Annotated in this window: 23 protein-coding genes; 16 read left to right on the top strand and 7 right to left on the bottom strand. The window is 59.0% G+C overall.

From position 1 onward, the window contains the following. Positions 1 to 6: 6 nt before the first annotated feature. The 6 genes from GS632_RS01055 to GS632_RS01030 all read left to right on the top strand — a co-directional run bounded on the left by GS632_RS01055 (position 7) and on the right by GS632_RS01030 (position 7,129). Positions 7 to 1,746: a heparinase II/III family protein gene (locus tag GS632_RS01055; protein ID WP_171721697.1), complete on the top strand. Its 1,740-nt coding sequence runs from the start codon at positions 7 to 9 to the stop codon at positions 1,744 to 1,746. A 22-nt stretch (positions 1,747 to 1,768) separates the two neighbouring features. Continuing rightward, a complete protein-coding gene (purH, locus tag GS632_RS01050) occupies positions 1,769 to 3,358 on the top strand; it encodes a bifunctional phosphoribosylaminoimidazolecarboxamide formyltransferase/IMP cyclohydrolase (RefSeq protein WP_171620179.1) in 1,590 nt (529 codons plus the stop codon). Further along, entirely contained in the window at positions 3,358 to 3,834 is a 477-nt protein-coding gene (gene lspA / locus GS632_RS01045) for a signal peptidase II (RefSeq protein ID WP_171178183.1), read from the top strand. Before purH ends, lspA begins: the two co-directional genes overlap by 1 nt. 50 nt (positions 3,835 to 3,884) lie before the next feature. Continuing rightward, positions 3,885 to 4,400 carry a DUF3035 domain-containing protein gene (locus GS632_RS01040; protein ID WP_171178181.1) on the top strand — a complete coding sequence of 172 codons (516 nt, stop codon included), beginning with the start codon at positions 3,885 to 3,887 and terminating at the stop codon, positions 4,398 to 4,400. Between the two features lie 81 nt (positions 4,401 to 4,481). Further along, positions 4,482 to 5,822, top strand: coding sequence for a pitrilysin family protein (locus GS632_RS01035; RefSeq protein WP_171620177.1), 1,341 nt, complete (start codon positions 4,482 to 4,484; stop codon positions 5,820 to 5,822). Next, complete coding sequence (locus GS632_RS01030) at positions 5,819 to 7,129, top strand: pitrilysin family protein (RefSeq protein ID WP_171178177.1); 1,311 nt, start codon at positions 5,819 to 5,821, stop codon at positions 7,127 to 7,129. Before GS632_RS01035 ends, GS632_RS01030 begins: the two co-directional genes overlap by 4 nt. 21 nt (positions 7,130 to 7,150) lie before the next feature. On the opposite strand, the gene GS632_RS01025 is transcribed toward GS632_RS01030, so the two are convergent. Genes GS632_RS01025 through deoC form a run of 3 tightly spaced genes read right to left on the bottom strand, consistent with a single transcriptional unit; the run spans position 7,151 to position 11,330 of the window. Continuing rightward, positions 7,151 to 7,960 carry an SDR family oxidoreductase gene (locus tag GS632_RS01025; RefSeq protein WP_171721698.1) on the bottom strand — a complete coding sequence of 270 codons (810 nt, stop codon included), beginning with the start codon at positions 7,958 to 7,960 and terminating at the stop codon, positions 7,151 to 7,153. 27 nt (positions 7,961 to 7,987) lie between these two features. After that, positions 7,988 to 10,321, bottom strand: coding sequence for an aldehyde dehydrogenase family protein (locus tag GS632_RS01020; protein WP_171721699.1), 2,334 nt, complete (start codon positions 10,319 to 10,321; stop codon positions 7,988 to 7,990). Positions 10,322 to 10,331: 10 nt separating this feature from the next. Then, positions 10,332 to 11,330 carry a deoxyribose-phosphate aldolase gene (gene deoC / locus GS632_RS01015; protein WP_171721700.1) on the bottom strand — a complete coding sequence of 333 codons (999 nt, stop codon included), beginning with the start codon at positions 11,328 to 11,330 and terminating at the stop codon, positions 10,332 to 10,334. 200 nt (positions 11,331 to 11,530) lie between these two features. Here deoC and GS632_RS01010 point away from each other — a divergent pair, with 200 nt between their 5' ends. The 6 genes from GS632_RS01010 to GS632_RS00985 all read left to right on the top strand — a co-directional run bounded on the left by GS632_RS01010 (position 11,531) and on the right by GS632_RS00985 (position 18,837). Next, positions 11,531 to 12,484 (top strand): metal ABC transporter solute-binding protein, Zn/Mn family, encoded by a 954-nt coding sequence (locus GS632_RS01010; protein WP_171721701.1) that lies wholly within the window; start codon positions 11,531 to 11,533, stop codon positions 12,482 to 12,484. 3 nt (positions 12,485 to 12,487) lie between these two features. Then, the gene (locus tag GS632_RS01005; RefSeq protein WP_171234821.1) at positions 12,488 to 13,291 is read left to right on the top strand and encodes a metal ABC transporter ATP-binding protein; all 804 of its coding nucleotides are present in this window, start codon (positions 12,488 to 12,490) and stop codon (positions 13,289 to 13,291) included. Positions 13,292 to 13,294: 3 nt separating this feature from the next. Next, the gene (locus GS632_RS01000; protein WP_171178155.1) at positions 13,295 to 14,500 is read left to right on the top strand and encodes a metal ABC transporter permease; all 1,206 of its coding nucleotides are present in this window, start codon (positions 13,295 to 13,297) and stop codon (positions 14,498 to 14,500) included. Further along, positions 14,497 to 15,426, top strand: a complete 930-nt coding sequence (locus GS632_RS00995) for a metal ABC transporter permease (RefSeq protein ID WP_171721702.1) — start codon at positions 14,497 to 14,499, stop codon at positions 15,424 to 15,426. Before GS632_RS01000 ends, GS632_RS00995 begins: the two co-directional genes overlap by 4 nt. A 261-nt stretch (positions 15,427 to 15,687) precedes the next feature. Further along, on the top strand, positions 15,688 to 17,550 hold the full coding sequence (gene mutL, locus GS632_RS00990; RefSeq protein ID WP_171721703.1) for a DNA mismatch repair endonuclease MutL: 1,863 nt from the start codon (positions 15,688 to 15,690) through the stop codon (positions 17,548 to 17,550). Between the two features lie 57 nt (positions 17,551 to 17,607). Then, a complete protein-coding gene (locus GS632_RS00985) occupies positions 17,608 to 18,837 on the top strand; it encodes a DNA recombination protein RmuC (RefSeq protein WP_171721704.1) in 1,230 nt (409 codons plus the stop codon). A 3-nt stretch (positions 18,838 to 18,840) separates the two neighbouring features. Here the strand turns inward: GS632_RS00985 and GS632_RS00980 are convergent, their stop codons facing one another. The 3 genes from GS632_RS00980 to GS632_RS00970 are packed head-to-tail and all read right to left on the bottom strand — an operon-like array spanning position 18,841 to position 20,609. After that, positions 18,841 to 19,245 (bottom strand): hypothetical protein, encoded by a 405-nt coding sequence (locus tag GS632_RS00980; RefSeq protein ID WP_171721705.1) that lies wholly within the window; start codon positions 19,243 to 19,245, stop codon positions 18,841 to 18,843. Positions 19,246 to 19,291: 46 nt separating this feature from the next. Further along, a complete protein-coding gene (locus GS632_RS00975; RefSeq protein WP_171234825.1) occupies positions 19,292 to 19,942 on the bottom strand; it encodes a ChrR family anti-sigma-E factor in 651 nt (216 codons plus the stop codon). Between the two features lie 10 nt (positions 19,943 to 19,952). Beyond that, complete coding sequence (locus GS632_RS00970; protein ID WP_171093317.1) at positions 19,953 to 20,609, bottom strand: sigma-70 family RNA polymerase sigma factor; 657 nt, start codon at positions 20,607 to 20,609, stop codon at positions 19,953 to 19,955. A gap of 146 nt (positions 20,610 to 20,755) precedes the next feature. Between GS632_RS00970 and GS632_RS00965 the strand changes: the two genes are divergently transcribed. The 4 genes from GS632_RS00965 (at position 20,756) to GS632_RS00950 (ending at position 22,660) form a co-directional block, all read left to right on the top strand. Further along, on the top strand, positions 20,756 to 21,529 hold the full coding sequence (locus GS632_RS00965; protein ID WP_171178143.1) for a DUF1365 domain-containing protein: 774 nt from the start codon (positions 20,756 to 20,758) through the stop codon (positions 21,527 to 21,529). An 85-nt stretch (positions 21,530 to 21,614) separates the two neighbouring features. Continuing rightward, positions 21,615 to 21,932, top strand: coding sequence for a DUF3775 domain-containing protein (locus GS632_RS00960; RefSeq protein WP_171178141.1), 318 nt, complete (start codon positions 21,615 to 21,617; stop codon positions 21,930 to 21,932). Positions 21,933 to 22,171: 239 nt separating this feature from the next. Beyond that, the gene (locus GS632_RS00955) at positions 22,172 to 22,399 is read left to right on the top strand and encodes a DUF1127 domain-containing protein (RefSeq protein WP_171721706.1); all 228 of its coding nucleotides are present in this window, start codon (positions 22,172 to 22,174) and stop codon (positions 22,397 to 22,399) included. Positions 22,400 to 22,456: 57 nt separating this feature from the next. After that, positions 22,457 to 22,660 carry a DUF1127 domain-containing protein gene (locus tag GS632_RS00950; RefSeq protein WP_171178137.1) on the top strand — a complete coding sequence of 68 codons (204 nt, stop codon included), beginning with the start codon at positions 22,457 to 22,459 and terminating at the stop codon, positions 22,658 to 22,660. Between the two features lie 84 nt (positions 22,661 to 22,744). On the opposite strand, the gene GS632_RS00945 is transcribed toward GS632_RS00950, so the two are convergent. Beyond that, on the bottom strand, positions 22,745 to 23,887 hold the full coding sequence (locus GS632_RS00945) for a saccharopine dehydrogenase family protein (protein WP_171721707.1): 1,143 nt from the start codon (positions 23,885 to 23,887) through the stop codon (positions 22,745 to 22,747). Positions 23,888 to 23,889: the final 2 nt, after the last annotated feature.

Here is a 23,889-nt window from a genome sequence, read left to right as displayed (position 1 = left end):
CGAGACATGTCGAACTCGGACACCATGACCAGTCGATGGATGCGGTTTCAGAACCGTTTCTACGCGCGCCTGAGCCAGCGGCAAAAGGCGGTCACGGGATTTGTCGCACAGCCCGATCCGCGCACTGTCGGGTCGTTCGCACGTGGACGGCAATTGGTTGCCGGAAACCTCTTGTTTGCCGGATATCTGGTCGAGGCCGAAGATACCGGGCTCTGGGACGTCGTCGCCCCCAGCGCAGGTTTCGATGATGAACGCCACGGCTTTGCGTGGCTGGATGATCTGGCCGCAGTCGGAGACATGCGCGCGCGGGAAAAGGCGCAACGCTGGGTCTGGGGCTGGATCGAAGCGCATGGTCGCGGGCAGGGCCCCGGTTGGGTGCCTGACCTGACTGGTCGGCGGGTCATGCGCTGGATCAACCACGCGATCTTTCTGCTGCGTGGGGTGGATGAAAAGCAAAGCAGGCTGTTCTTCCGCTCGCTGGCACAACAGACATGGTTCCTGTCCAAACGCTGGCCGGCGGCGACGCCGGGCCTACCCCGATTCGAGGCTCTGGCCGGATTGGTACAAGCCGGTTTGGCGTTGGAAGGGTTGGAGCAGATGGCCGATCCTGCCCTGCGGGCTCTTGCCAGCGAATGCGATCGTCAGGTGGACGCGCAGGGGGGGATCCCCACGCGCAACCCGGAGGAGTTGCTGGAAGTTTTCACACTGCTCAGTTGGACAACCGCGGCGCTGAACGATCTGGGGCGCGGTGCGCCCGTCGCGCAGGTCAATGCGATCAAGCGGATTGCACCGACCTTGCGCAGCCTCCGCCATGCGGATGGCGCTTTGGCACGATTCCACGGTGGTGGACGCGGAGTCGAGGGGCGTCTGGAACAGGCCTTGGCACAAAGTGGCGTCAAGCATAAGGCAGCGACCGAATTGCCTATGGGCTACGCGCGCTTGTCTGCTGCACGCACCACTGTGATTGTAGATGCCAGTGCGCCGCCCAAAGGTGCCGCTTCGTTCAACGCGCACGCGTCCACATTGGCATTCGAACTGACCTCGGGCCGGCGGCCGTTGATCGTGAATTGCGGATCAGGGGCCAGTTTTGGCCTGGAATGGCGCCGCGCAGGGCGGGCGACGCCGTCGCATTCAACCTTGTGCCTGGATGGGTTTTCCAGCGCGCGGCTGGCAAATCCATTGCCGGGCCGCGAAAGTCAGGCGTTGGTGGATGCGCCGCAGGATGTGCCTGTCGATTTCGAAGACGCGTTTGAGGGTATCCGCTTCATGGCTGGTCATGACGGGTATGCCAAAGTGTTCGGCCTGACTCATGCGCGGACCTTTGAGTTGCGATTTGATGGGCGCGAACTTGCAGTCGAGGATATTCTGCTGACTGCGACCGACAAGGCAAAGCGCCAGTTCGACAAGGCTATGGACGCTTCAGGGCTCAAGGGGATCGGGTATGATATCCGTTTTCACCTGCATCCGGATGTGGATGCGGCGCTGGATTTGGGCGGGGCGGCGGTGTCCATGGCCCTTAAAAGCGGCGAAATCTGGGTTTTCCGCCATGATGGCATTGGAAAATTGTCCGTTGAGCCAAGCGTTTACCTTGAAAAGGGGCGTTTAAAGCCGCGCGCGACAAAACAGATCGTTCTATCTGGCCGCGCAATGGAGTATGCGACCCGCATCCGGTGGACTCTAAGCAAGGCACAGGACACAGCCTATGCCGTGCGCGATACGCACCGGGACGAGCCAGAATTCGACTGACGCCAAAAGGACCTTTGGACCCATGACCGATCTTCACCCCGTGCGCCGCGCGCTGCTTTCCGTATCCGACAAAACCGGGCTGATTGAGCTGGGCAAGGCGTTGGCCGAGCGCGGGGTCGAGCTGCTGTCGACCGGCGGAACGGCCAAGACGCTGCGCGATGCTGGGCTTGAAGTGAAGGACGTCAGCGAGATCACCGGTTTTCCCGAAATGATGGACGGCCGAGTCAAGACCCTGCACCCGGTGGTGCATGGTGGGCTGTTGGCGCTGCGTGACAACGACACCCATGTCGCTGCGATGAATGAGCATGGTATTGGCGCGATCGATCTGCTGGTGGTGAACCTCTACCCGTTCGAAGCCACAGTCGCCAAAGGTGCGGGCTATGATGAATGCATCGAGAATATCGATATCGGTGGCCCGGCGATGATCCGTGCGGCGTCCAAGAACCACGCCTTTGTAAACGTAGTGGTGGATGTTGAAGATTACTCCTCATTGCTGGACCAGTTGGAAGAGAACTACGGCAAGACGTCGTATGGTTTCCGCCAGTGGCTTGCCCAAAAGGCGTATGCCCGCACGGCGGCCTACGACACGGCAGTCTCGAACTGGATGGCCGACGCTCTGCAGCTGGAGGCCCCTAAGCGTCGCGCCTTTGCAGGAGAGTTGAAACAGACTCTGCGTTATGGCGAGAACAGCCATCAACAGGCTGCGTTCTATACCGATGGCACCAACCGCCCGGGTGTGGCCACTGCCGTGCAGCATCAGGGCAAGGAACTGAGCTACAACAACATCAACGACACCGACGCCGCGTTTGAGCTGGTCGCTGAGTTCGACCCCACTCAGGGCGCGGCTTGCGCGATCATCAAACATGCCAACCCTTGCGGTGTGGCCACGGGCGGGACGTTGCTTGAGGCTTACAAGGCGGCGTTTGACTGCGACCGCACCTCGGCCTTTGGTGGGATCGTGGCATTGAACCAGCCGTTGGATGCGGAAACTGCGCAAGAGATCACCGGGATTTTCACCGAGGTCGTGATTGCCCCCGGAGCATCTGACGAAGCCAAGGCGATCTTTGCGGCCAAAAAGAATTTGCGCTTGCTGACGACCGACGGTCTGCCAGATGTAACGGCCGGTGGCAAAACAGTACGTCAGGTGGCCGGTGGTTTGCTGGTTCAAGACAAGGACAACGGTTTTGTCGGCATGGACGACCTGAAGGTCGTCACCAAAAAAGCCCCGACTGATGAGCAGATGCGTGATCTGCTGTTTGCATGGAAAGTGGCGAAGCACGTCAAATCCAACGCCATCGTCTACGTCAAAGACGGTTCAACCGTGGGCGTGGGTGCGGGTCAGATGAGCCGCGTGGACTCGGCCCTGATCGCCGCCAAGAAAGCTGAACGCATGGCAGATGTGCTGGGACTGCCGCAGCCGCTGACCATTGGATCGGCTGTCGCCTCGGATGCCTTCTTCCCTTTCCCCGACGGTCTTATGGAAGCGGCTGAGGCCGGTGCAACCTGCGTCATCCAACCCGGTGGATCCATGCGCGATGACGAAGTGATTGCCGCAGCGGATGAGGCCGGTTTGGCCATGGTCTTTACCGGCATGCGGCACTTCCGTCACTGATGCAGTCACGCCTGCTTCTCTGGGCGGCGCTGGCCGCCTTTGCGATCGACCAGATCAGCAAGTATCTGGTCGTCCATGTCATGCGCGTGGCCGAGAAACCAGGTGGCATTGATGTTCTGCCACCGCTGCTGGTTTTCAAATACGGTGAGAATCGCGGTATCAATTTCGGTCTGTTTCAGGGGAATTCCGACTCCGCGCGTTGGGTGCTGATCGGTATTTCGATTGCGATTTGTGTCGGCGTTCTTATCTGGCTCAGCCGTATAGCCGCATCAAAACTCATGCTCTTCTGCGCAGGTCTGTTGATAGGCGGCGCGCTTGGAAACGTGGTGGATCGGCTGTTATACGGCTATGTTCTGGATTTCCTGAACATGTCATGTTGCGGCATCAACAACCCGTTTGTGTTCAACCTTGCGGATGTGTTCATATTTGCAGGCGCTTTGGGGCTGGTTCTGTTCGACAGCAAAAAGCCCTCGTGACGCGCCGAATTATATGAGATAAAAGCGCCAGAAACAGGCTGGAGACACCTATGCGGATGCCGCGCGCCATATTTGTTCTGACTGTTGTCGCAGCGGTTGCGGCATGTTCGAATCCCGGTCTGCGGGATCTGGCGCCTCCGGGGCAGGGTCCGGATGAATTTTCTGTTCTTCCGGTCAAACCACTGACGGAACCTCAGGATTACGCCTTTTTGCCTGCTCCGACGCCGGGCGGTGCCAACTTGACCGATCCGAACCCGAACGCTGACGCCGTGGCAGCGCTGGGTGGCAATGCGGCTGCACTGAACCCGAATACAGCGGTGCCGTCGTCAGATGCGGCGCTGGTCACGGCCTCAAGCCGTTATGGTGTGCCACCTGATGCGCGTCAGGTGGTCGAGGCCGAGGATGCCGCGTTCCGCAAGCGCCGCGGTCGCTGGACCGGTTTGCGTCTGTTCCCTGTCGATCGTTATGGTCAGGTCTATGAACGGCAATCCATCAATCCCTATGCGGAAACAAACGCCGCGCGTAACGCTGGGATTGAAACGCCATCATCGCCTCCTGATGAATAATTCTTAACTTTCCGTCATCGGTCTTGAACCCGGGCCGCACCACCGTAGTTTGAATACCAGAAACGAAACGGAGGATGCCCCATGGTTCGGGCCCTGGCTTTGTCGGCTGCCCTGATCGCTGCCACCCCGGTTTTCGCCGAGGACGGGAAAGAAGCGGTCACTACATTCACTTTGGACAACGGCATGGATGTCGTGGTGGTTGAAGATCACCGCGCGCCGGTGGTGCAACACATGGTCTGGTATCGCGCTGGATCTGCGGACGAGCCGATAGGGGCCTCCGGTGTCGCGCATTTCCTGGAACATCTGCTGTTCAAAGGTACAGACACGCTGGCTCCGGGTGAGTTTTCGGCCACCGTCGCCGCCAATGGCGGCAATGACAACGCATTCACATCCTATGACTACACCGCGTATTTTCAACGCGTCGCAGCCGACCGGCTTGAGTTGATGATGCGGATGGAATCCGATCGGATGCGGAACCTGCGGCTAAGCGAAGAGGATATTCTGACCGAGCGTGACGTGATCCTTGAGGAACGCAATCAGCGCACGGAAAACAACCCACGCGCTCTGTTCGGTGAACAGATGAACGCTGCGCAGTATCTCAACCATCGCTACGGCGTGCCGATCATTGGCTGGAAGCACGAGATGGAAGAGCTGGATATGGAGGATGCCCTGTCGTTCTACCAGACCCATTATGCACCCAATAATGCCATTCTGGTGGTTACTGGCGACGTTGAGCCTGAAGAGGTCCGAGCCCTTGCCGAGCAATACTACGGCGTGATCCCGGCCAACCCGGATTTGCCCGAGCGGGTTCGGTCGCAGGAGCCACCGCATACGGCAGAACGGCGCCTGACCTACAAGGACCCGCGCGTGGCGCAGCCCTATGTGCAACGCAGCTATCTGGCCCCCGAACGCAATCCGGGTGAGCAGGAAAAGGCAGCAGCCCTGTTTCTTCTGGCTGAGCTGTTGGGTGGCAGCACCACATCATACCTGAACGAAAAGCTTCAGTTCGATCAGCAAAAAGTCGTCTATGCGGGCGCATTTTATCGCGGCGTCTCGCTGGATGACACGACCTTTGACCTGCTGGTAGTTCCGGCACAGGGCGTGTCACTGCAAGAGGCAGAAGACGCCATGGATCAGGCTGTGGCCGACTTTATTGCCCAAGGCGTGAACGAAGACGATCTGAACCGCATCAAGATGCAGCTGCGCGCTGCTCAGACCTATGCGCGCGACAATGTGGACGGCATCGGCAACCGGTACGGCCGCGCCCTGACCAGCGGCTTGACGGTCGAAGATGTACAGGCTTGGCCCGACATTCTTCAGGCCGTGACGGGTGATGAGATCATCGCCGCTGCCCGCGAAGTGCTGCAACCCGAGGCATCTGTCACAGGTTGGCTGATGCGAGATGATGAGGTGACGCAATGAAACGGTTCCTTGCAACTCTGATTGCCTGTCTGGTTGCCCTGCCTGCCCTGGCCGAGATCGAGATCGAAGAAGTGACCTCACCCGGCGGCATCAAGGCCTGGCTGGTCGAAGATCATTCGATCCCCTTTACCGCGCTGGAGCTACGGTTTCGGGGCGGCACTTCTCTGGACGACCCGGATAAGCGCGGTGCTGTCTATTTGATGAGCGGTCTGATTGAAGAAGGCGCGGGCGACATGGACGCTCAGACATATGCCCGTGAGCTTGAAGCACTGGCCGCATCATTCAGGTATAATGCAGGCGACGACACCGTATCGATCTCGGCGCAATTTCTGACCGAGAACCGGGATGAGGTGGTCGAACTATTGCGCACCACCTTGCACGAGCCGCGTTTCGATCAGGATGCCATTGATCGCGTGCGCGCCCAGATACTGTCGGGATTGCGCTCGGATCAGACCGACCCGAATGAAATCGCAGGCTTGAACTTTGCAAGGATGGCCTATGGCGACCACCCCTACGGATCAGAAGGGAAGGGCTCGATCGAAAGCGTTTCGGTTCTGACGCGGGACGATGTAGTGGCTGCATATGACAGCGTGTTCGCCAAAGACCGCCTTTATGTTGGAGCCGTGGGCGACATCACTGCAGAGGAACTGGGCGCGTTGCTTGATGCGTTGCTGGCCGATTTGCCTGAGACCGCCAGACCCATCCCGGAAAAGGCTGACGTGACAATTCCCGGAGGTATCAGCGTTGTCGAGTTCGATACGCCGCAATCGGTGGCCCTGTTCGGTCAGGCCGGGATTGATCGGGACGACCCGGATTTCTTTGCTGCGTTTGTCTTGAATCACATCCTGGGTGGTGGTGGCTTTGAAAGCCGCCTGATGCAGGAAGTGCGGGAAAAACGCGGGCTGACTTACGGTGTGGCAACGTATCTTGTGCCCAAGGATCTGGCGTCTGTCTATCTGGGGTCAGTTTCGTCAGCCAACGACCGCATTGCCGAGGCAGTTGAGGTGATCCGTGACGAATGGGCCAAGGCCGCTTCGGAAGGTGTCACCCAGAAAGAGCTGGACGATGCCAAGACCTATCTGACCGGTGCGTATCCGCTGCGGTTTGATGGAAACGGGCAGATTGCCGGTATCATGGTTGGGATGCAGATGGAAAACCTGCCCATCGACTATATCGCGACACGCAATGACAAGGTAAACGCCGTGACGTTGGAAGACGTGAACCGGGTTGCCTCGGAATTGCTGGATCCGGACGGGCTGCATTTTACCGTAGTGGGCAAACCCGTCGGCCTTGAGACCACGAACTGAGCATGAGGGGGTGAGCGCGTCTCACCCCTTTTTCATGCTGCGCAGCATCTCACCCATCATCTGGCCGAACTTACCCGAGCCGCGTTGATACAGCGCGCCGTCGACGGCCAATACAGTACCGCTGATATAGCTGGCCAGATCCGAGCTGAGGAACAGGCAGGCATTGGCCACGTCCTGCGGCTGACCCCAGCGGCCCAACGGTACATCGCGGCGCAGCGCTTCACCGGCATCCGGGGTAGGGGCCAGGCGTTTTGCGCCTTCGGTGCCTTCGATGAACCCCGGCACGACCGAGTTCACGCGGATCCCTTCAACACCCCATTCCATCGACAGCGTCCGGGTGATCTGATCAACCCCTGCCTTCGCGGCACAGACATGAGCTTGACCCTCATAAGGCAGGTAAGATTGCGGAGCCGAGATGTTGATGATGCTGGCACCGGGGCGTTTCAAGAAAGGATACGCCCCTTTTATCACGTGGATCGTGCCCATCAGGTCAATGTCGATCACGGTCTTGAACGCGTTGACCGACATCTCGGATGCCAGCGCCGGGAAGTTTCCTGCCGCGCCAGACACCAGCACGTCGAAATCACCATAGGCGTCGTGAAACTGTTTCAGACCAGCGGCCACAGCATCCGGATCACGCACGTCAAAGGCCGCCCCGATTGCGTCCTGTGCGCCTGCGGCTTTCAGCGCGGCCACGGTGTCGTCCACCTTTTCCTGTGAACGGCTGGCGACGGCCAGTTTGGCACCCGAGGCCGCAAAGGCCTCGGCAATACCGCGATTGATACCGCTGGTGCCGCCGATGACGATGACGGTTTGTCCTGCAAAGTTCATATGGGCCTCCCGTGATGCGCGGGTGCCCTACTCGCCGTAGGGCACCCAGATGTTCTTCACTTCGGTCGCAGCCTGCAGGAAGCGGCGTGAATGGTCCATGCTCCAGTCAAATGCCGTCGCGTTATTAACCCAGGTCCGTTTCAGGTTCCCGGCCGAGACTGTCTCGATCTCTTTCGAAAGGTCAGTTGACGAGAAGGACCAGACCGCGTCCACGTTCAGATGCGAGGCTAGAGGTTTCGCCAGTTCCGCGTGGCTGCCTGTCAAGATGTTGACCACGCCTGCGGGTACGTCCGAGGTCTCCAGAATCTGGTAGAAATCCGTTGCTGCCAGCGGGTAGGGCTCGGATGCCGCCAGAACCACCCGGTTGCCCATAGCAATCGCAGGCGCCATCGCCGAGATCAGACCCAACAGAGGCGCTTCGTCCGCGCAGAGCGCACCGATGACGCCCACGGGTTCCTTCATGGCAATAGCCACGCCCCGGATCGGAACGCCATGCACCTGACCGTCATATTTGTCGGCCCAGGCAGCTGCGGTGAACAGGCGTTGGATCGAGGTTTCGACCTCTTTCGCGCCATCCTTCTTGCCGGTCATGCTGTCGATGCGCGCGGCGAATTCACTCGCACGGGCCGAGAGGTTCTCGCCGATGTAATACAGAATCTGTGCCCGCAGATGGCCGGTGGTCTTGGACCAGCCTTTGGCACCCGCTGCGGCCTCAACGGCGTTGCGCACGTCTTTGCGGTTGGCCAGACCCACGTGGCCCAGCAGGCCGGACTTGCCCCAGACGGGTTTCGAATAGCCGCCATCGGGTCGCGCCTGCTTGCCGCCGACATACATCTTGGCGGTGCGGTCGATGGGATCGACCGGAGCACCTTCGCCCAGGGCCGCCTCGACCTTGGTCAACGGCTTGGCCTTGCCCTTGGGTTTGGTATAGGCCGCCAGCCCTTCCCAGCCGCCTTCGCGGCCAAAGCCGCTTTCGCGCACTCCGCCGAAACCGGCGGCAGCGTCAAACAGGTTGGTGGCATTCACCCAAACCACGCCTGCAACCAGCTTGGGCGCGATGTCCAGCGCAAGGTTCACATTCTCAGTCCAGACTGTCGCGGCCAGCCCGTAACGGGTGTTGTTGGCCAGTTCGACCGCTTCAGCCGGGGTGCGGAAAGTCGAGGATACAAGAACCGGGCCAAAGATCTCTTCCTGCATTAGCGGGTCAGAAGTCTCAAGCCCCGAGATCAGCGTCGGTGGGTAATAACAGCCGTTCGCGGGCAGTTCGCATGCGGCCTGATGCACGTGGCCAGCCGTGTTGCTTTCAACCATGCCCTTGATGGTCTGCAGCTGCACAGGGTCCACGACAGCGCCAACGTCGATGCATTTGTCCAGCGGATTACCCACCCGCAAGCCATCCATCCGCGCGCGTAGTTTCTCATGGAACCGATCCGCGATGCCTTCCTGCACCAGCAGGCGGGACCCAGCGCAGCAAACCTGACCCTGATTGAACCAGATCGCATCGACCAGACCCTCGATAGCACTGTCGATATCGGCGTCATCGAACACGATGTACGCGGACTTACCGCCCAGTTCCAACGTCAGTTCCTTGCCCGATCCAGCCGTCGCCTCTCGGATGCGCCGACCCACAACGGTCGAGCCGGTAAAGGCGATCTTGTCCACGTCGGCGTTCACGATCATCTCGCCCACCGTGCCATCGCCGGTCACGATGTTGACGACACCTTTCGGCAGCCCGGCTTGCGAGCAGATGTCGGCAAACAACAACGCAGTCAGCGAGGTGTACTCGGCCGGTTTTAGAACCACCGTATTCCCCATCGCCAGCGCAGGCGCGATTTTCCAGGCCAGCATCAGCAGTGGGAAATTCCAGGGGATGATCTGACCACAAACGCCCAAAGCCTGCGCATCGGGCAACTCGCTCTCCATCAGCTGCGCCATGCCTGCGTGATAGTAGAAATGCCTCTGCGCCAGAGGGATGTCGATGTCGCGCGATTCACGGATCGGCTTGCCGTTGTCCATGCTTTCCAGCACCGCAAACAGGCGCGCGTGTTTCTGCAATAGCCGCGCAATGGCATAGAGGTATCGCGCACGCCCTGCGCCACCCAGCTTTTCCCATTTCGGCTGCGCTTTGCGGGCAGCGGCCACGGCGGCGTCCACATCGGCCTGTTTCGCCTGTGTCAGCTTAGCCAACACCTCGCCAGTTGCCGGATTGCGGCTGTCGAAGCCTTTTCCCGGTTTGGTGAAGCCGCCATCGATATAGTGACCGAACTTGTCACCTTGATCGACCAGCCACGCCAATGCTTCGGCAGCGCTTTCAGGGGCAGGGCCGTATTCCATGGTCTCGAAGATTTCTTTGACTGTCATAGTTCTTTCCTCAGCCCATGGAGTGACGGTAGCCAGCCGAGTAGGACCCGGTGGCAAAATGTTCCAACTGCCGCTCGATGTCGCCCAGCAGGGAAGAGGCACCGAAGCGGAACAGGTCGGGCTCCAACCAGCGGTCGCCCAGCTCATCCTTGATCAGCGACAGGTAAACCAGCGCGTCTTTGGCTTTCGAAATGCCACCGGCAGGCTTGTACCCAACGCGATACCCGGTGCGATCATAGAAATCCCGAATGGCGCGGATCATGACCAGCGATACGGGCAGGGTGGCGTTGACGCTTTCCTTGCCAGTTGAGGTCTTGATGAAATCCGCCCCGGCCATCATGCAGACCAGCGAGGCGCGGGCGACGTTACGCAGGCTGCCCAACTCTCCGGTCGCCAGAATGGCTTTGACATGGGCATCGCCGCAGGTCACGCGGAAGGCTTTCATTTCATCATACAACGCCTGCCAGTCCCCTGACAGCACATGACGGCGCGAAATGACGATGTCGATCTCCTCGGCTCTGGCTTTCACGCTCTCCTCAATCTCGGCCACACGCAGGTGGAACGGCGACAGGCCGGCCGGGAAGCCAGTAGATACCGCAGCAACCGGAATGCCGGTGCCTTTCAGGGCGTCCACCGCGGTTTCTATCATGTCGTGATAGACGCAAACAGCACCCGTGGTGATCTGCGGCATATCCAGCGCCTGCAAGACGGAAGTCGCAACTGGCTGCCGCGCCTTCGCGCAAAGGCGGCGTACGCGGCCTACGGTGTCGTCGCCTGACAGTGTGGTCAGGTCGATCATGGTAACCGCCTTGAGCAGCCACGCCGCCTGATAATCCTTCTTGACCGAACGCCGCCCGGGCAGGGTTGCCGCCCGACGTTCAATCGCGGAAGTGTTGGCCTGAACTGCGCGGACCCAATCCAGATCCAGTTCCATACCAGGATTCCGAGGTTCGGTCACTTGTGGCAGATGCGCGGTGCGCACGGGGCTTTCTGAGCTCTGCGTATCCATAGTCACGTCCTTTGGGAGGTTTGCGACAAATTCGCACGGCAGACCGGGGAATGGAAGGTGCTGCATGTAATTGAACGGCAATTTTTTGACCATTTGGACAAAAAGAGAGGGCTTTCTTGCGAATAATTCGCATTAGCGTTGACTTAGTTGCGAATGGTTCTCATATTCAGTCTCAACAGGACGCAAAACTGAGGTCGAAGATGATTCGTCGGAGTTTTCTTGCAGCGTTGGCGCTGACCTTCTCGATGCCAGTCGCCGCTTGGGCTGAAGCGCCACTCAAAGTGGTCGCGACAACAGGCATGATCGCGGATGCAGCGCGCCAGGTGGGCGGTGATCAGGTCGAGGTCACAGGCCTGATGGGGCCGGGCGTTGACCCTCATGCCTATCGACAGACCCGCAGCGACATCGTTGCCATGACCCGCGCTGACCTGATCCTTTGGCACGGTCTGTATCTCGAAGCGCAAATGGAAGATTTCTTCCACGATCTCGAACGCAAACGCTCTGTAGTCGCGGTTGCCGAGGGGGTCGATAAGTCCAAACTGCGTGCTCATGATGATTACGCCGACAAATACGACCCACATGTGTGGATGTCGCCCGTGCTTTGGCGCGAAGTTGTGCTAGAGGTTCAGGATGCCTTGACCGACGTTCGTCCCGAAGCGGCAGGCGTGTTTGCAGCCAATGCACAGGCGCATCTTGCCGATATTGACCGTTTGGCGGCTTATGCCGAGAATGTCCTGTCTTCGGTGCCCGAGAACAGCAGAGTTCTGCTTACCGCCCACGACGCATTTGGCTATTTCGGTCAAAGCTATGGGTTCGAGGTTCTGGGCATTCAGGGCATTTCAACCCAGTCCGAGGCGGGTTTGAACCGGATCAGCGAATTGGTTGATCTGCTGGTTGACCGCCAAATCACGGCTGTCTTTGTCGAAAGCTCGGTCTCGGATCGCTCAATTCGCGCATTGATCGAAGGGGCTGCGGCCAAAGGGCACAAAGTAACGATCGGTGGTGAGCTTTTTTCGGATGCGATGGGCGCAGAAGGCACCTATGAGGGTACCTATATCGGGATGCTGGATCACAACATCACAGTCATTGGAAGTGCGTTGAACGGCGACGCCCCCGGTCGAGGCATGGACGGCAAACTGTCTGCGGGGTTTTGAACAATGCTGGGTCTGGTCAGCAATGATGGTGTGACGCTTGAGGATAGCGGGCTGGGTGAAAGCCCGCTAGCGGTGCGTGGCCTGACCGTTTCTTACGGCCAAAAGCCTGCTGTGTTTTCGGTTGATATGACAGTGCAGCCTGGTGCCATGACCGCCATCATTGGCCCAAACGGTGCGGGCAAGTCCACGCTTCTCAAGGCGGCTTTGGGAATCGTCAATCCCCTGTCCGGTCAGGTGACGGTGTTTGGACAGCCGCTGGAGGCGCAGCGCGCGCGTATTGCCTATGTCCCCCAACGGGCCAGCGTGGATTGGGATTTCCCAACACGCGTGATCGACGTTGTGCTGATGGGGCTGTCGCGCGAGCTTGGGCTTCTGGGGCGCGTACGTGCCCGTCACAAAGCCTGCGCGATGGATTGCCTGAATCGCGTCGGGATGCGGGACTTCGCGGATCGTCAGATCGGCCAGTTGTCCGGGGGCCAGCAGCAGCGCGTGTTTCTCGCTCGTGCTTTGGCGCAAGGCGCGGATCTGTACTTGCTGGATGAACCTTTCGCTGGGGTGGATGCCGCCACCGAGAAGGCCATTATCGCGGTGCTGAAATCTCTGAAAGAGGCGGGCAAGACGGTAGTCGTGGTGCATCACGATCTGGCGACAGTGACCGATTATTTCGACCACGTTTTCCTGATCAATACCCGCAAAGTGGCCGAAGGGCCGGTGTCCGAAGCTTTCACTGCAGAAACGTTGCAAGCGGCCTATGGCGGGCGTTTGGCAACTGCGCAGATCGATCAGATATCGCGCGCGCTGGGATAACACATGATTTGGGACGCTCTGACCCTGCAGCTTGGCTATAACGCCACGCTGGTCGCCATTGGTGCGACGTTGCTGGGTGTTTCGGCCGGAGTGACAGGAACGTTCCTGTTTCTGCGTAAACGCGCGTTGGTCAGCGACGCCATCAGCCACGCGACATTGCCGGGCGTCTGTCTGGCCTTCATGGTCTTGGTCGCGCTGGGCGGGGATGGGCGAAACCTGCTGGGCTTGCTTGCGGGGTCTGCAATTTCGGCCTGGGTTGGGCTTCTTTGCATGAACTGGCTGACACGGCGCACCCGACTTGCTGAAGATGCAGCAATCGGCGCGGTTCTGTCTGTCTTTTTTGGCTTTGGGATCGTTTTACTGACGATCATTCAAACCATGGGCGTTGGGCGTCAAGCGGGGTTGGAGGGTTTCCTGTTGGGTTCGACCGCCGGAATGCTGTGGGCGGATGCGATGATCATCGCCATCGGTGGCTCGGCTACGCTACTGCTGGTTCTGATCCTACGCCGTCCCATGACTCTTGTCGCCTTTGACCCGGAATATGCTGCCGCCCGTGGCTTGCCGATCCATCGCATCGACCTTGCGATGATGGGGCTGGTCATGGCTGTCACAGTGGTCGGTCTGAAAATTGTGGGCTTGATCCTGATTGTGGCCTTGCTGATCATTCCGGCGGTTACGGCGCGGTTCTGGTCAGAGCGTTCCGAGCACGTTGTCCTGCTTGCCGGGCTTGCCGGAGGTCTGGCGGGTTACATCGGTGCTGCTATTTCCGCTTCTGCCCCCAACTTGCCGACGGGACCTATCATCGTTCTGGTCAGCTTTGCCTTTTTCGTCCTGTCTCTGTTCTGCGCCCCAAAGCGCGGGGTGCTGGCGGCGGTGTTGCGGCATCTGCGCTTCCAGCGCCGGGTGCATATCCGCCAGGGTCTGTTGGCGCTGGCGCAGGGGCAGAAAATTTATGAACCTCTTACGCTGCGTTTGTTGCGCCGTGCGGGGTTGGTCCGGCCAGACGGGGTTGCCACGGACTCTGGCAAGGCGCGGGCGGCCAAGGCGCTGCGCGATGAAAAACGCTGGGAAATCGTCCGCGCGGATCAGGCGCATGAGGCGACGGCTGCGCTCTATGACGGGCTACGGGATATCGAAACGGTCCTGACGCATGACCAGATCGCTGAAATCGACCGTCAAATCGGCGGGCCGCAAGGAGTGCCGGTATGAGTGGCGAGGAGTTTGTCCCACTGTCGTTGACGCCGCTGCTGATTGGCACATTTGCGGCCATTGCCTGTACCTTGCCCGGCAACTTTCTGGTGCTGCGCAAACAGGCGCTGATTGGGGACGCGATCAGCCATGTGGTGCTGCCGGGTATCGTGGTGGCGTTCCTGGTGACCGGGGCGATATCGACATGGCCAATGATGCTGGGCGCTGCTGGGGCGGCGATTGTGGCCGTGGTTCTGATCGAAGCCATTCGCCGACTGGGTCAGATCGAACCCGGTGCCGCCATGGGTGTTGTCTTTACCACGATGTTTGCAGCGGGTGTTTTGCTACTTGAGCAAACAGACACCTCTACCGTGCATCTGGACGTAGAACATGCGCTTTACGGCAATCTCGAAAGCCTGATCTGGCTGGACGCAACCGGTTGGGGATCATTGCTGGATGTCGAAGCTCTTGCGGGCCTGCCACCTGAACTGCCTCGGATTGCTCTGACTCTGGTGGGTGTGTCTGTGTTCACTTGGCTGTTCTGGCGGCCGTTGAAAATCTCGACTTTCGATGAAGGCTTTGCGCGCACGATCGGTATTCGCACGGGTGCCCTTGGCATGGCATTGGTCATAACAGCGGCCATCGCGGCGGTGGCTGCATTTGATGCGGTGGGATCGATCATCGTGATCGCCATGTTCATCTGCCCTCCGGCGGCGGCACGGATGCTGACAAACCGGCTTGAGGCACAGATTGCCTGGAGCATTGTGTTCGCCACGGCCTCGGCAGTGTCGGGCTATGTATTGGCGGGATACGGCCCCTTGTGGTTGGGCGGGTCGGATGCAGTCAGCGCGGCTGGCATGATTGCCACGATGTCTGGTCTGATACTTGCCGCAGCCGCCATGTTCGGACCGTGCCGCGCGCATATCGGGGCGCACACATCTACGTGACCCGGCACGTTCCCGCTGCACCTTCCCATGCGTCATCGGCCAAACTCTGCCCAGATGCCCAAAAGATGAATCTTAAGCAGATTATTGGGCAGGCCCATGTTACACGCAGCCATTCATTAGCTGACTCACACCACTCACTTGGTGCGTCCGGGTGGACCCGAAGGCCAAACCGTTCAGGGCCACCCGGACGCCTTTTCTCTGATCAGAAAACCTGTGCAAAGCTGTGGCAGAATCGTGCGCGGCTGTGCTAGGTCTAGGGGTATGGCGCAAGCAAACCCCAATATCGGCGAAGATCGCCCGGTGATCCGACAATTGGATGACGCTGCAATCAACAGGATTGCTGCTGGTGAGGTGGTGGAACGTCCGGCCTCTGCCGTGAAGGAACTGGTCGAGAACGCAATCGATGCAGGGGCCACGCGGATTGCCATCGATATTGCGGATGGAGGCAAGACCCTGATTCGTGTCACGGATGACGGGTGCGGTATTTCGGCAGGTGATCTGCCACTGGCGTTGTCCCGCCATGCCACGTCAAAGATTGATGGGTCGGACCTGCTGAACATCCATACCTTTGGGTTTCGGGGAGAGGCGCTGCCTTCTTTGGGTGCGGTCGGGCGTCTGACCATTACCAGCCGCGTTCCGGGTGCGGATGCGGCGCAGATCAACGTTGCGGGCGGCAAGATGGGCGCGGTCAAACCCGCGGCCTTGCGGGCAGGCACAGTCGTCGAGCTGCGCGATCTGTTCTTTGCCACGCCTGCACGGCTGAAGTTCATGCGCACCGACCGGGCCGAGGCGCAGGCCATTGCAGATACGGTGAAACGGCTGGCCATGGCTGAGCCATCCGTGACCTTCACCCTGCGTGATGTGTCCGGTGGCGGAGAGGGTCGTGTGACCTTCCGCGCGGATCGCGAGAACGGAGATCTGTTTGACGCGCTCCACGCCCGTCTGGCCCGCGTGATCGGGCGCGAGTTTGCCGAGAATGCGCTGCAAATCGATGCTACGCGCGAGGGCATCCGTCTGTACGGTTATGCCGCCTTGCCGACCTATTCGCGCGGTGCGGCGGTGGCGCAGTACCTGTTCGTCAATGGCCGCCCCGTCCGTGACAAGATGCCGACCGGCGCGCTGCGTGCGGCCTATTTCGACTTCCTCAGCCGTGACCGTCACCCGGCGGCGGCTTTGTTCATCGATTGTGATCCGACGCTGGTGGACGTGAACGTTCATCCCGCCAAATCCGAGGTGCGGTTCCGCGACCCCGGCGTTGCGCGGGGCTTGATTGTGTCCAGCCTGCGCCATGCATTGGCCGAGGCCGGGCATCGGGCGTCCTCGACCGTGGCCAATGCGACCTTGGGCGCGATGCGGCCCGAACCTGCGCAATCTGCCACGGCGCGGGTGTACCAGATGGATCGACCTTCGCCAGCAGCGCGACAGGCCGCTTACCGGGCGCAATCTCCGGGCTTTGCTGAACTGGCCCAGGACTACAGTGGCAGCATTGTCGAGCCTACCCCGGTTGCGCCGATTGCCGAGGCAGAAGAATCTCAACCGCAGGATCTTCCCCTGGGGGCTGCGCGGGGACAGGTGCACGAGAATTACATTATCGCGCAAACCGCCGACGGTATGGTGATCGTGGATCAACACGCCGCACATGAACGGCTGGTTTATGAAAAGCTGAAAACGCAGATGGCGGAAAACGGCGTTGCGGCGCAGGCGCTTCTGATCCCGGAAATCGTGGAGCTGTCTGAAGGCGATTGTGCGCGTCTGATGGCCGTTGCTGATAAGTTGACGCGCTTTGGTCTGACCATCGAACCCTTCGGTGGCGGGGCCATCGCCGTGCGTGAAACCCCAGCCATCTTGGGCGAGGTCAATGCCCGCGCGATGATCCTGGATATCCTTGATGAGTTGGCCGATCAGGGTGAAAGCCAGATGGTGCAGGCAAAGATCGAGGCGATCCTCAGCCGAGTGGCCTGCCACGGCTCTGTCCGCTCTGGTCGCCGTATGCGCGCCGAAGAGATGAACGCTTTGCTGCGCGAGATGGAGGCGACGCCGCATTCCGGTCAGTGCAACCACGGTCGCCCGACCTATGTGGAGCTGAAACTCAGCGATATCGAAAGGTTGTTCGGACGCAGTTGATCCGTCGTTCGGAACCAATTAAGAAGACAGAAACAAAACGAGAACATAAAGACTGATATGATCCAGATTGCAGGCACCCAGATCCCAGTAGATGACCCGGTCTTTTTGACCGGTGGCGGGGTTGTCCTGCTGATCCTTTTGCTTTTGTTCCTGTCGCTGCGGGCGGCCAATCGCTCGGCCCGGATGGCGGAACCTCTGGCGCGGCAGATGGCGCATCTGGGACAGCATGTGCAGCAACTGGGTCAAGGGCAGGAACAATTGCGCGGCGGTCTTCAGCATGTCTCGGACACGCAAGCCAATGCGCAAGTGCAGGTGATCCAAACAGTCGAGGCGCGCCTGTCCTCCGTTCAGCAGCAGATGAATGACCGGCTGGCGGACAACGCGATGAAGTCTGCACGCGCGCTGGCCGAAATGCAGGAGCGGATGAAAGAATCGCTGCATGGGTCATCGAAACAGACCGCGACATCCCTGACCCAATTGCAGGAACGTCTGGCCGCGATCGACAAAGCGCAGGACAAAATCACCAAACTGTCTGGTGACGTTCTCAGCCTGCAGGATATCCTGTCGAACAAGCAGACGCGCGGGGCGTTTGGCGAAATCCAGCTGACAGACATTGTGTCAAAGGCACTGCCAAGGGACAGTTTCCAGTTGCAGGCCACCCTGTCGAATGGGCGTCGTGCGGACTGCCTGATCCATCTGCCGAACCCGCCCGGCCCCATCGTGATTGACAGCAAGTTCCCGCTGGAGGCGTATGAAGCATTGATCGGTGCGACTAATGACACTGAGCTGAAAGCGGCGTTGCAGATGTTCCGCAGCACGGTGCGTAAGCACATCAACGACATTGCCGAGAAATACATACTGGATGGTGAAACCGCTGATGGTGCGCTGATGTTCCTGCCGTCCGAGGCCGTCTATGCCGAGCTTCACGCAAAGTTCCCTGAGCTGGTTCAGGAAAGCTTCGGCAAGCGCGTCTGGATCGTTTCGCCGACCACCTGCATGGCGACGCTGAACACGATGCGCGCGATCCTGAAAGATGCCCGGATGCGCGAACAGGCAGGTGCGATCCGCAAAGAATTGGGACTGCTGCACAAGGATGTGGAGCGTCTGGGTGATCGTGTGACCAATCTGGATCGTCATTTTGGTCAGGCGGCAAAGGATATCTCGGAAATTAAGATCAGCGCCGAAAAAGCTGGCCGACGGGCGCAGCGTCTGGACAATTTCGATTTTGAAGAAATCGCACCTGATGCCGCGTCAGAGGTTGTGCCTTTGGCGCGTCACGAAGGTTGAGACTTACTGGATCGACAGGTCCAGGTTGTACCCGACGGTTTTGCCGGTATCTCGGTCATTTCCCATCAGATAAACACGGATCGTATAGTCTCCGTCCTCTGGCAGGTTGATCCGGGCGGTGTTGCCGTCAATCGACCCATTGTAAATCGCGACCCCATCACTGCCCGGGGGCAGGATGTTGAAATAGACCACGCCGTTTCCATTGGTGTCACTGACCTGAAGGTCGGCGAACATCTCCTGACCGGCTTTTGCGCCCAACACATAGTCGAAGTATTCGTCGCCAGTGACAGCCCCGCTGACCATGGTGCCATAATTGCCGGACTGAAATTGCACCTCTGAGGTCATCTGGGCTAACGCCGCAGGCGCGAAACCAAGCAGAAGGGCCGACAAAAGAAGTTTTCTTGTCATGTCTGTTTCCTTTCAAGCTTCGCTTTAGCCGGAAATCACCAGCAGGTCAGATGCGCAGGAAGGGCTGGAATAATCGCGGCATAAGCTTGTTGAATTTCAACGGTGCATCTGTGACTGCAAGACAAATGCAGTCTTCCGAGATATCCGCGACAGGTGTGTGTTCCAAATCCTCGTCAGCGATCTCAACGTCGCCGCGGGCAAAGTGATCCACCTCGTCCGAAAACGCGCCCTGCAATACCATAGTCAGTTCCATGCCCTGATGACCGTGATCCGGGACCGCAGCACCGGCCGGGATGAACAACAACCTTGCCGTGGCCTCTTTGGTGGTCGGCAGAATGGCCTGCTTCACGCCCATACCGATGGATTTCCAGCGGATGTCCGCGACAGTTCCGCCCACATAGTCCTGCAAGGGGGTAGGCAGCACGGCGCAGCCCGGTCGCGCGGGCTTGGGGCTCGGTGCGCCCTGCGCAATCAAGGCCATGGTCGCCGCGAGGGACGCATCAGACATGGCAACCGAGCCTGCCTGATCATCCAGAACCTGCCCGCCAACGGCGTCAAAGCTCTCGGCCCGTGCGCGGCAATGGTCACACAGGGAAAGATGGGTTGCGACCATAAGATCGAACGCCTCGGGCAGAGTTCCTGCGGCATATGCCATCAGCAGGTCATCTGTCAGGTGATGTTTAATCGACTTGCTCATCTTACTCATCTCAGTTCATCGCGTGGCGCAAGCGGTCCAGCGCCAGCCTAATACGTGATTTGATCGTTCCCAGGGGCAACCCGGTCTGAGACGCAATTTCGCGGTGACTCAGGTCGCCGAAATACGCCTTCTCGATCAGCTCTCTCTGCGCTTCAGGCAACGCCAGCATGGCGGTGCGCAGCTGCGCGGTTTCCTGTTGCAGCGCGATTACGTCGTCCTGGTCAGGCTCGGCCTCGGGTCCCCATCCCAGTTCCTCGGGTTCGGGGCGGCGTTGCTTGCGCAGAACGTCGATGCGCTTGTTCCGAGCAATCGTGAAAACCCACGTGGCCACAGTGGCCCGTGTTGGATCGAACAGATGGGCCTTATGCCACAAGGTCGCCATCACCTCTTGCGCGCATTCTTCGGCCATGGTGGCATCAGACCCTGATTTCATCAGGAACGCCTTGATGCGTGGCGCGAAGTGTTGGAACAGCTCGGCAAAGGCCGACTGGTCCTGCGCATCCCGGATGCGTTTGACGTGTTCCACCCACTCGGTTCTGGTGTCGCAACTTGCTTTCGTTCCGTTCACCTGTCTACCCTTGATGCGTTTCTTCCCGCGCCAAGGCTGAGGGGCGGCTGTGTCAGCCGCAGGTTCGTCCAAGGTCGCAGTATTGATCTCGGTAAACATAACCACATTACGGGCTGCGCCCCAAGCCGGATCACTTTATCGGGACATTTTGATCCAAAGCGCGCTATTTTCCGTAACACTACTATACAAATACGGCGGAAAACGATGCTGTTTTAAGCGGTTATGGGCAGGTCTGAAAACACACGATGGCAAAAGAAATTGATCATATCGCGGGCCACACCTATCACGGGCGCAAGGGCGGGATCGAAAACGCGTTTCGGTATTCGGTCGATTACATCCTGTTCGACCCCGAGGCCAAGTTGTCCACACCCCTGTTGTTTTCACGTGACCGCGCAAACCTCGCCAATTGGCGTACGCGTGATCATGGCGGGGCGCCCGGTCAGGGCGAAGGTGCCGCGTGGGTGCGTACCCGCTTTGACGAGATGGCCGTGCCGCAACCGGCGCGGATAATATTGCTGACCCAGCCACGGGTTCTGGGGCATGTCTTCAACCCCGTCAGCTTCTGGTTCTGCTTTGACGGCAACGACCAACTCTATACGGTGGTGGCCGAGGTGACGAACACCTTTGGGACGCGTCACAGTTATCTGTGCCACAAGCCAGACTTTGCATCCATCGAACCATCGGATCGGGTGGTGGCGGACAAGCTGATGCATGTTTCGCCATTCCAGAAGATCGAAGGCAGTTATACGTTTCGATTTGATTTCCGTCCTGACAGGGTTGGTGTTTGGATCGACTATACTCGACCCGACGGTGGGTTGATCGCCACCTTGACAGGACCCCGTCAGCCGTTGACCAATCGGGTGATCCTGTGGTCCTTGCTGCGGCGTCCGTTTGGGGCCCGGCGGACATTTACTCTGATTGTTTGGCAAGCGTTCAAACTGTGGCTTAAAAAGGCAACCTTTCGCCCGTTTCGATCCCAGCCTGTACCAGACCAGCCAATGTCGCGTGTGCGTGACTGACCCCCAGTTTGCGTAAGATCAAAGACTCAGGCCCCTGTCGATGATTGTGATGGTTTGACAACCGCGAACAACAGGAGCTGAAGACATGTTGGAAATTTCGGCAAGGAAAGTTGCCCAGGTGGCCATGATGGGCCGCGAACTGAACCGGGCCGAGGGCGAGCTGCGGGCGTTCATCGACCGCATGGGCGAAGACGAACAGGCCGAGCTGGTCGCCATCATGTGGATCGGCCGCGAAAGCTTTTTCGCCGAGGATTTGGCCGAAGCCATCGCCACCGCCAAGTCCGAAGCTTCGACCCCCTGTGCCGACTATCTGATTGGAACCCCACACTTGTCGGATCACTTGGAGAACGGGTTGGATGCTTTGGGCATTTCGGCTGAGGATATTGAGAACGACCTGATGTAGTTCGTTTTCCACACCAAATACGAGGATGGCGGTTTGGCCGCCATCTGGGCTTTATCTATTACTGAGATACACTTTGCTGGCGTAAATTGCGGACACGCCTCGGCATAACTCATCCTCCACGTGCTTTCTCTGACCCAGACTTAAACAAACCTTAATGATGCGCTTTGATAACGTTAAGGCGGCGTCCCCAAGTTTGATTTCACCAAGACAACGCAAATCAAGTTTAGGAGGACAAAGACATGGTACATACCCAAGCAGTAAACACCCAGAACGGCCTTCTTGATGGTCTGTTTTCGAAGTACGCCGACAAAAAGGTCGAGCACTTCCGTCGCCGAATTCTTGCAAAAACTGTGCGCGATCTTGAGAAGCTGGATGATCAACAACTTGCCGATATCGGCGTCCAGCGGGACCAGATCAATCGATACGCGTATGAGAGTGTTTACCACAACAAACCCTACCGCCAGTGATGGTGCGTTTGCCGTGAATTAACACATCCCCAGGTCTATGTTTGTGAGGTTATCCGTATGTTTGACGTTATCCCGCCCACCAATCAACCGGCGCCGGCTGCTAGTGCGTTGCTGCTATTCGACCGTGCCATGCGCATCCGTGCCATCAGCCCGGACATTGTCCGGGCGGCCCAGCATCTGAACGCTTTGAGCGATCAACAATTGTCCGAGCTCGGCATCAATCGAAGCGACATCGAAGACACGATTGAGCGGTACATCTGAAAGCCCGAAAGGGAACGCAAGTCATGCTTAGCCAAGAACTATGAAAGCCATTCCAGCAAAACTGGGATGGCTTTCACTTTTCAATCAGGCCAAGTGATCAACGATCTGCAAATGTTGTGCCAGCGTATCGATCTCACTCATCCAATCCTGCACAAGTTTCGGATCGCTGGGCGCTGCGTGAACCCCTGCCGGGATTGCTCGGTTCAGGACCGCCTCGATTGCCAGTGAGACCGGGATCGACACCAGACGCGCCATCGCGGTGCCGCGCGCATCGCCCCAGGCATCCATGACATAGGTCTTGTTCCAGACCTCAATACCGTCCTTCTCGGCCTTTAGGCCAACGCACAGCACAACGCGGTCTGGTTCGCCCTCATCATAGGCGTTTTCGTCCCAGAACTGATCCGACATCTCTTTCAGGCGAGCGTCACCTTCGGGCCCGGAAAGAGTTTCGATCTCGGTGAACACATCCGACCATGCGTCGGCCCAGCCGTTCAGGCGCAGGGTGCCGCGGACGAATTCCTTGACCGGCCAGTGATCCTCGAAATGGTATTGCGCCATGAAGGGGATCGAGTCGCGGTTGGGGTAAACTTCGAAGCTCTCCGGTGTGGGCAGCGGCGCGATATAGCTGCTGATGGCATCCCATGGGCGTGCAACATCCAGCGGGGCATAGTCGCGGATCGACTTCGAGGGCGACCGCAGTGCCTTGAGCACGCCCAGAGGCGACCAGCTGAACTTGTATCGGAACGGGTTGGGCGTTTTCGGGATGCCCCCGCAATAAGAAATAAAGCTCAGGTGGTTTTCAGGATCGAACACATCTGAGGCGCGATAGTCGTCGACCAACGCATGAGCCATCAGGTGGTCGATGCCCGGGTCCAGCCCGACTTCGTTTACCAGAATCACACCGGCCTCGCGCGCCTTGTCGTCCAGCGCACGCATCTCGGGCGCGATGTACGAAGATGAGACGAAGTTGGCCTGTTTCGAGATCGCCAATTCTGCCAGCGGAACATGCCAGTCGCCCGGCAGCATCGAGACGATCACATCGCCTTTGCCCAGCACCTTGGCAAGTGCTTCGATGTCGAACGCCCGGATATCGTCGGTCAGGTCGCCGACCTCGGCTTGGGCCTTTTCGATGGTTCGGTTCCAGACAGTGACCTTGTGCCCGCCCGCGATCAGGCGGCGCAGGCCGGGGATGGCCGACAGGCCGGTGCCACACCAGTGAATCGTCATCG

This window comes from Ruegeria sp. HKCCD7296 (assembly GCF_013110775.1).
GTDB lineage: Bacteria > Pseudomonadota > Alphaproteobacteria > Rhodobacterales > Rhodobacteraceae > Ruegeria.
The sequence above is the reverse complement of the archived record's forward strand: the minus strand, read 5'-3'. Positions and strand labels throughout refer to the sequence as shown.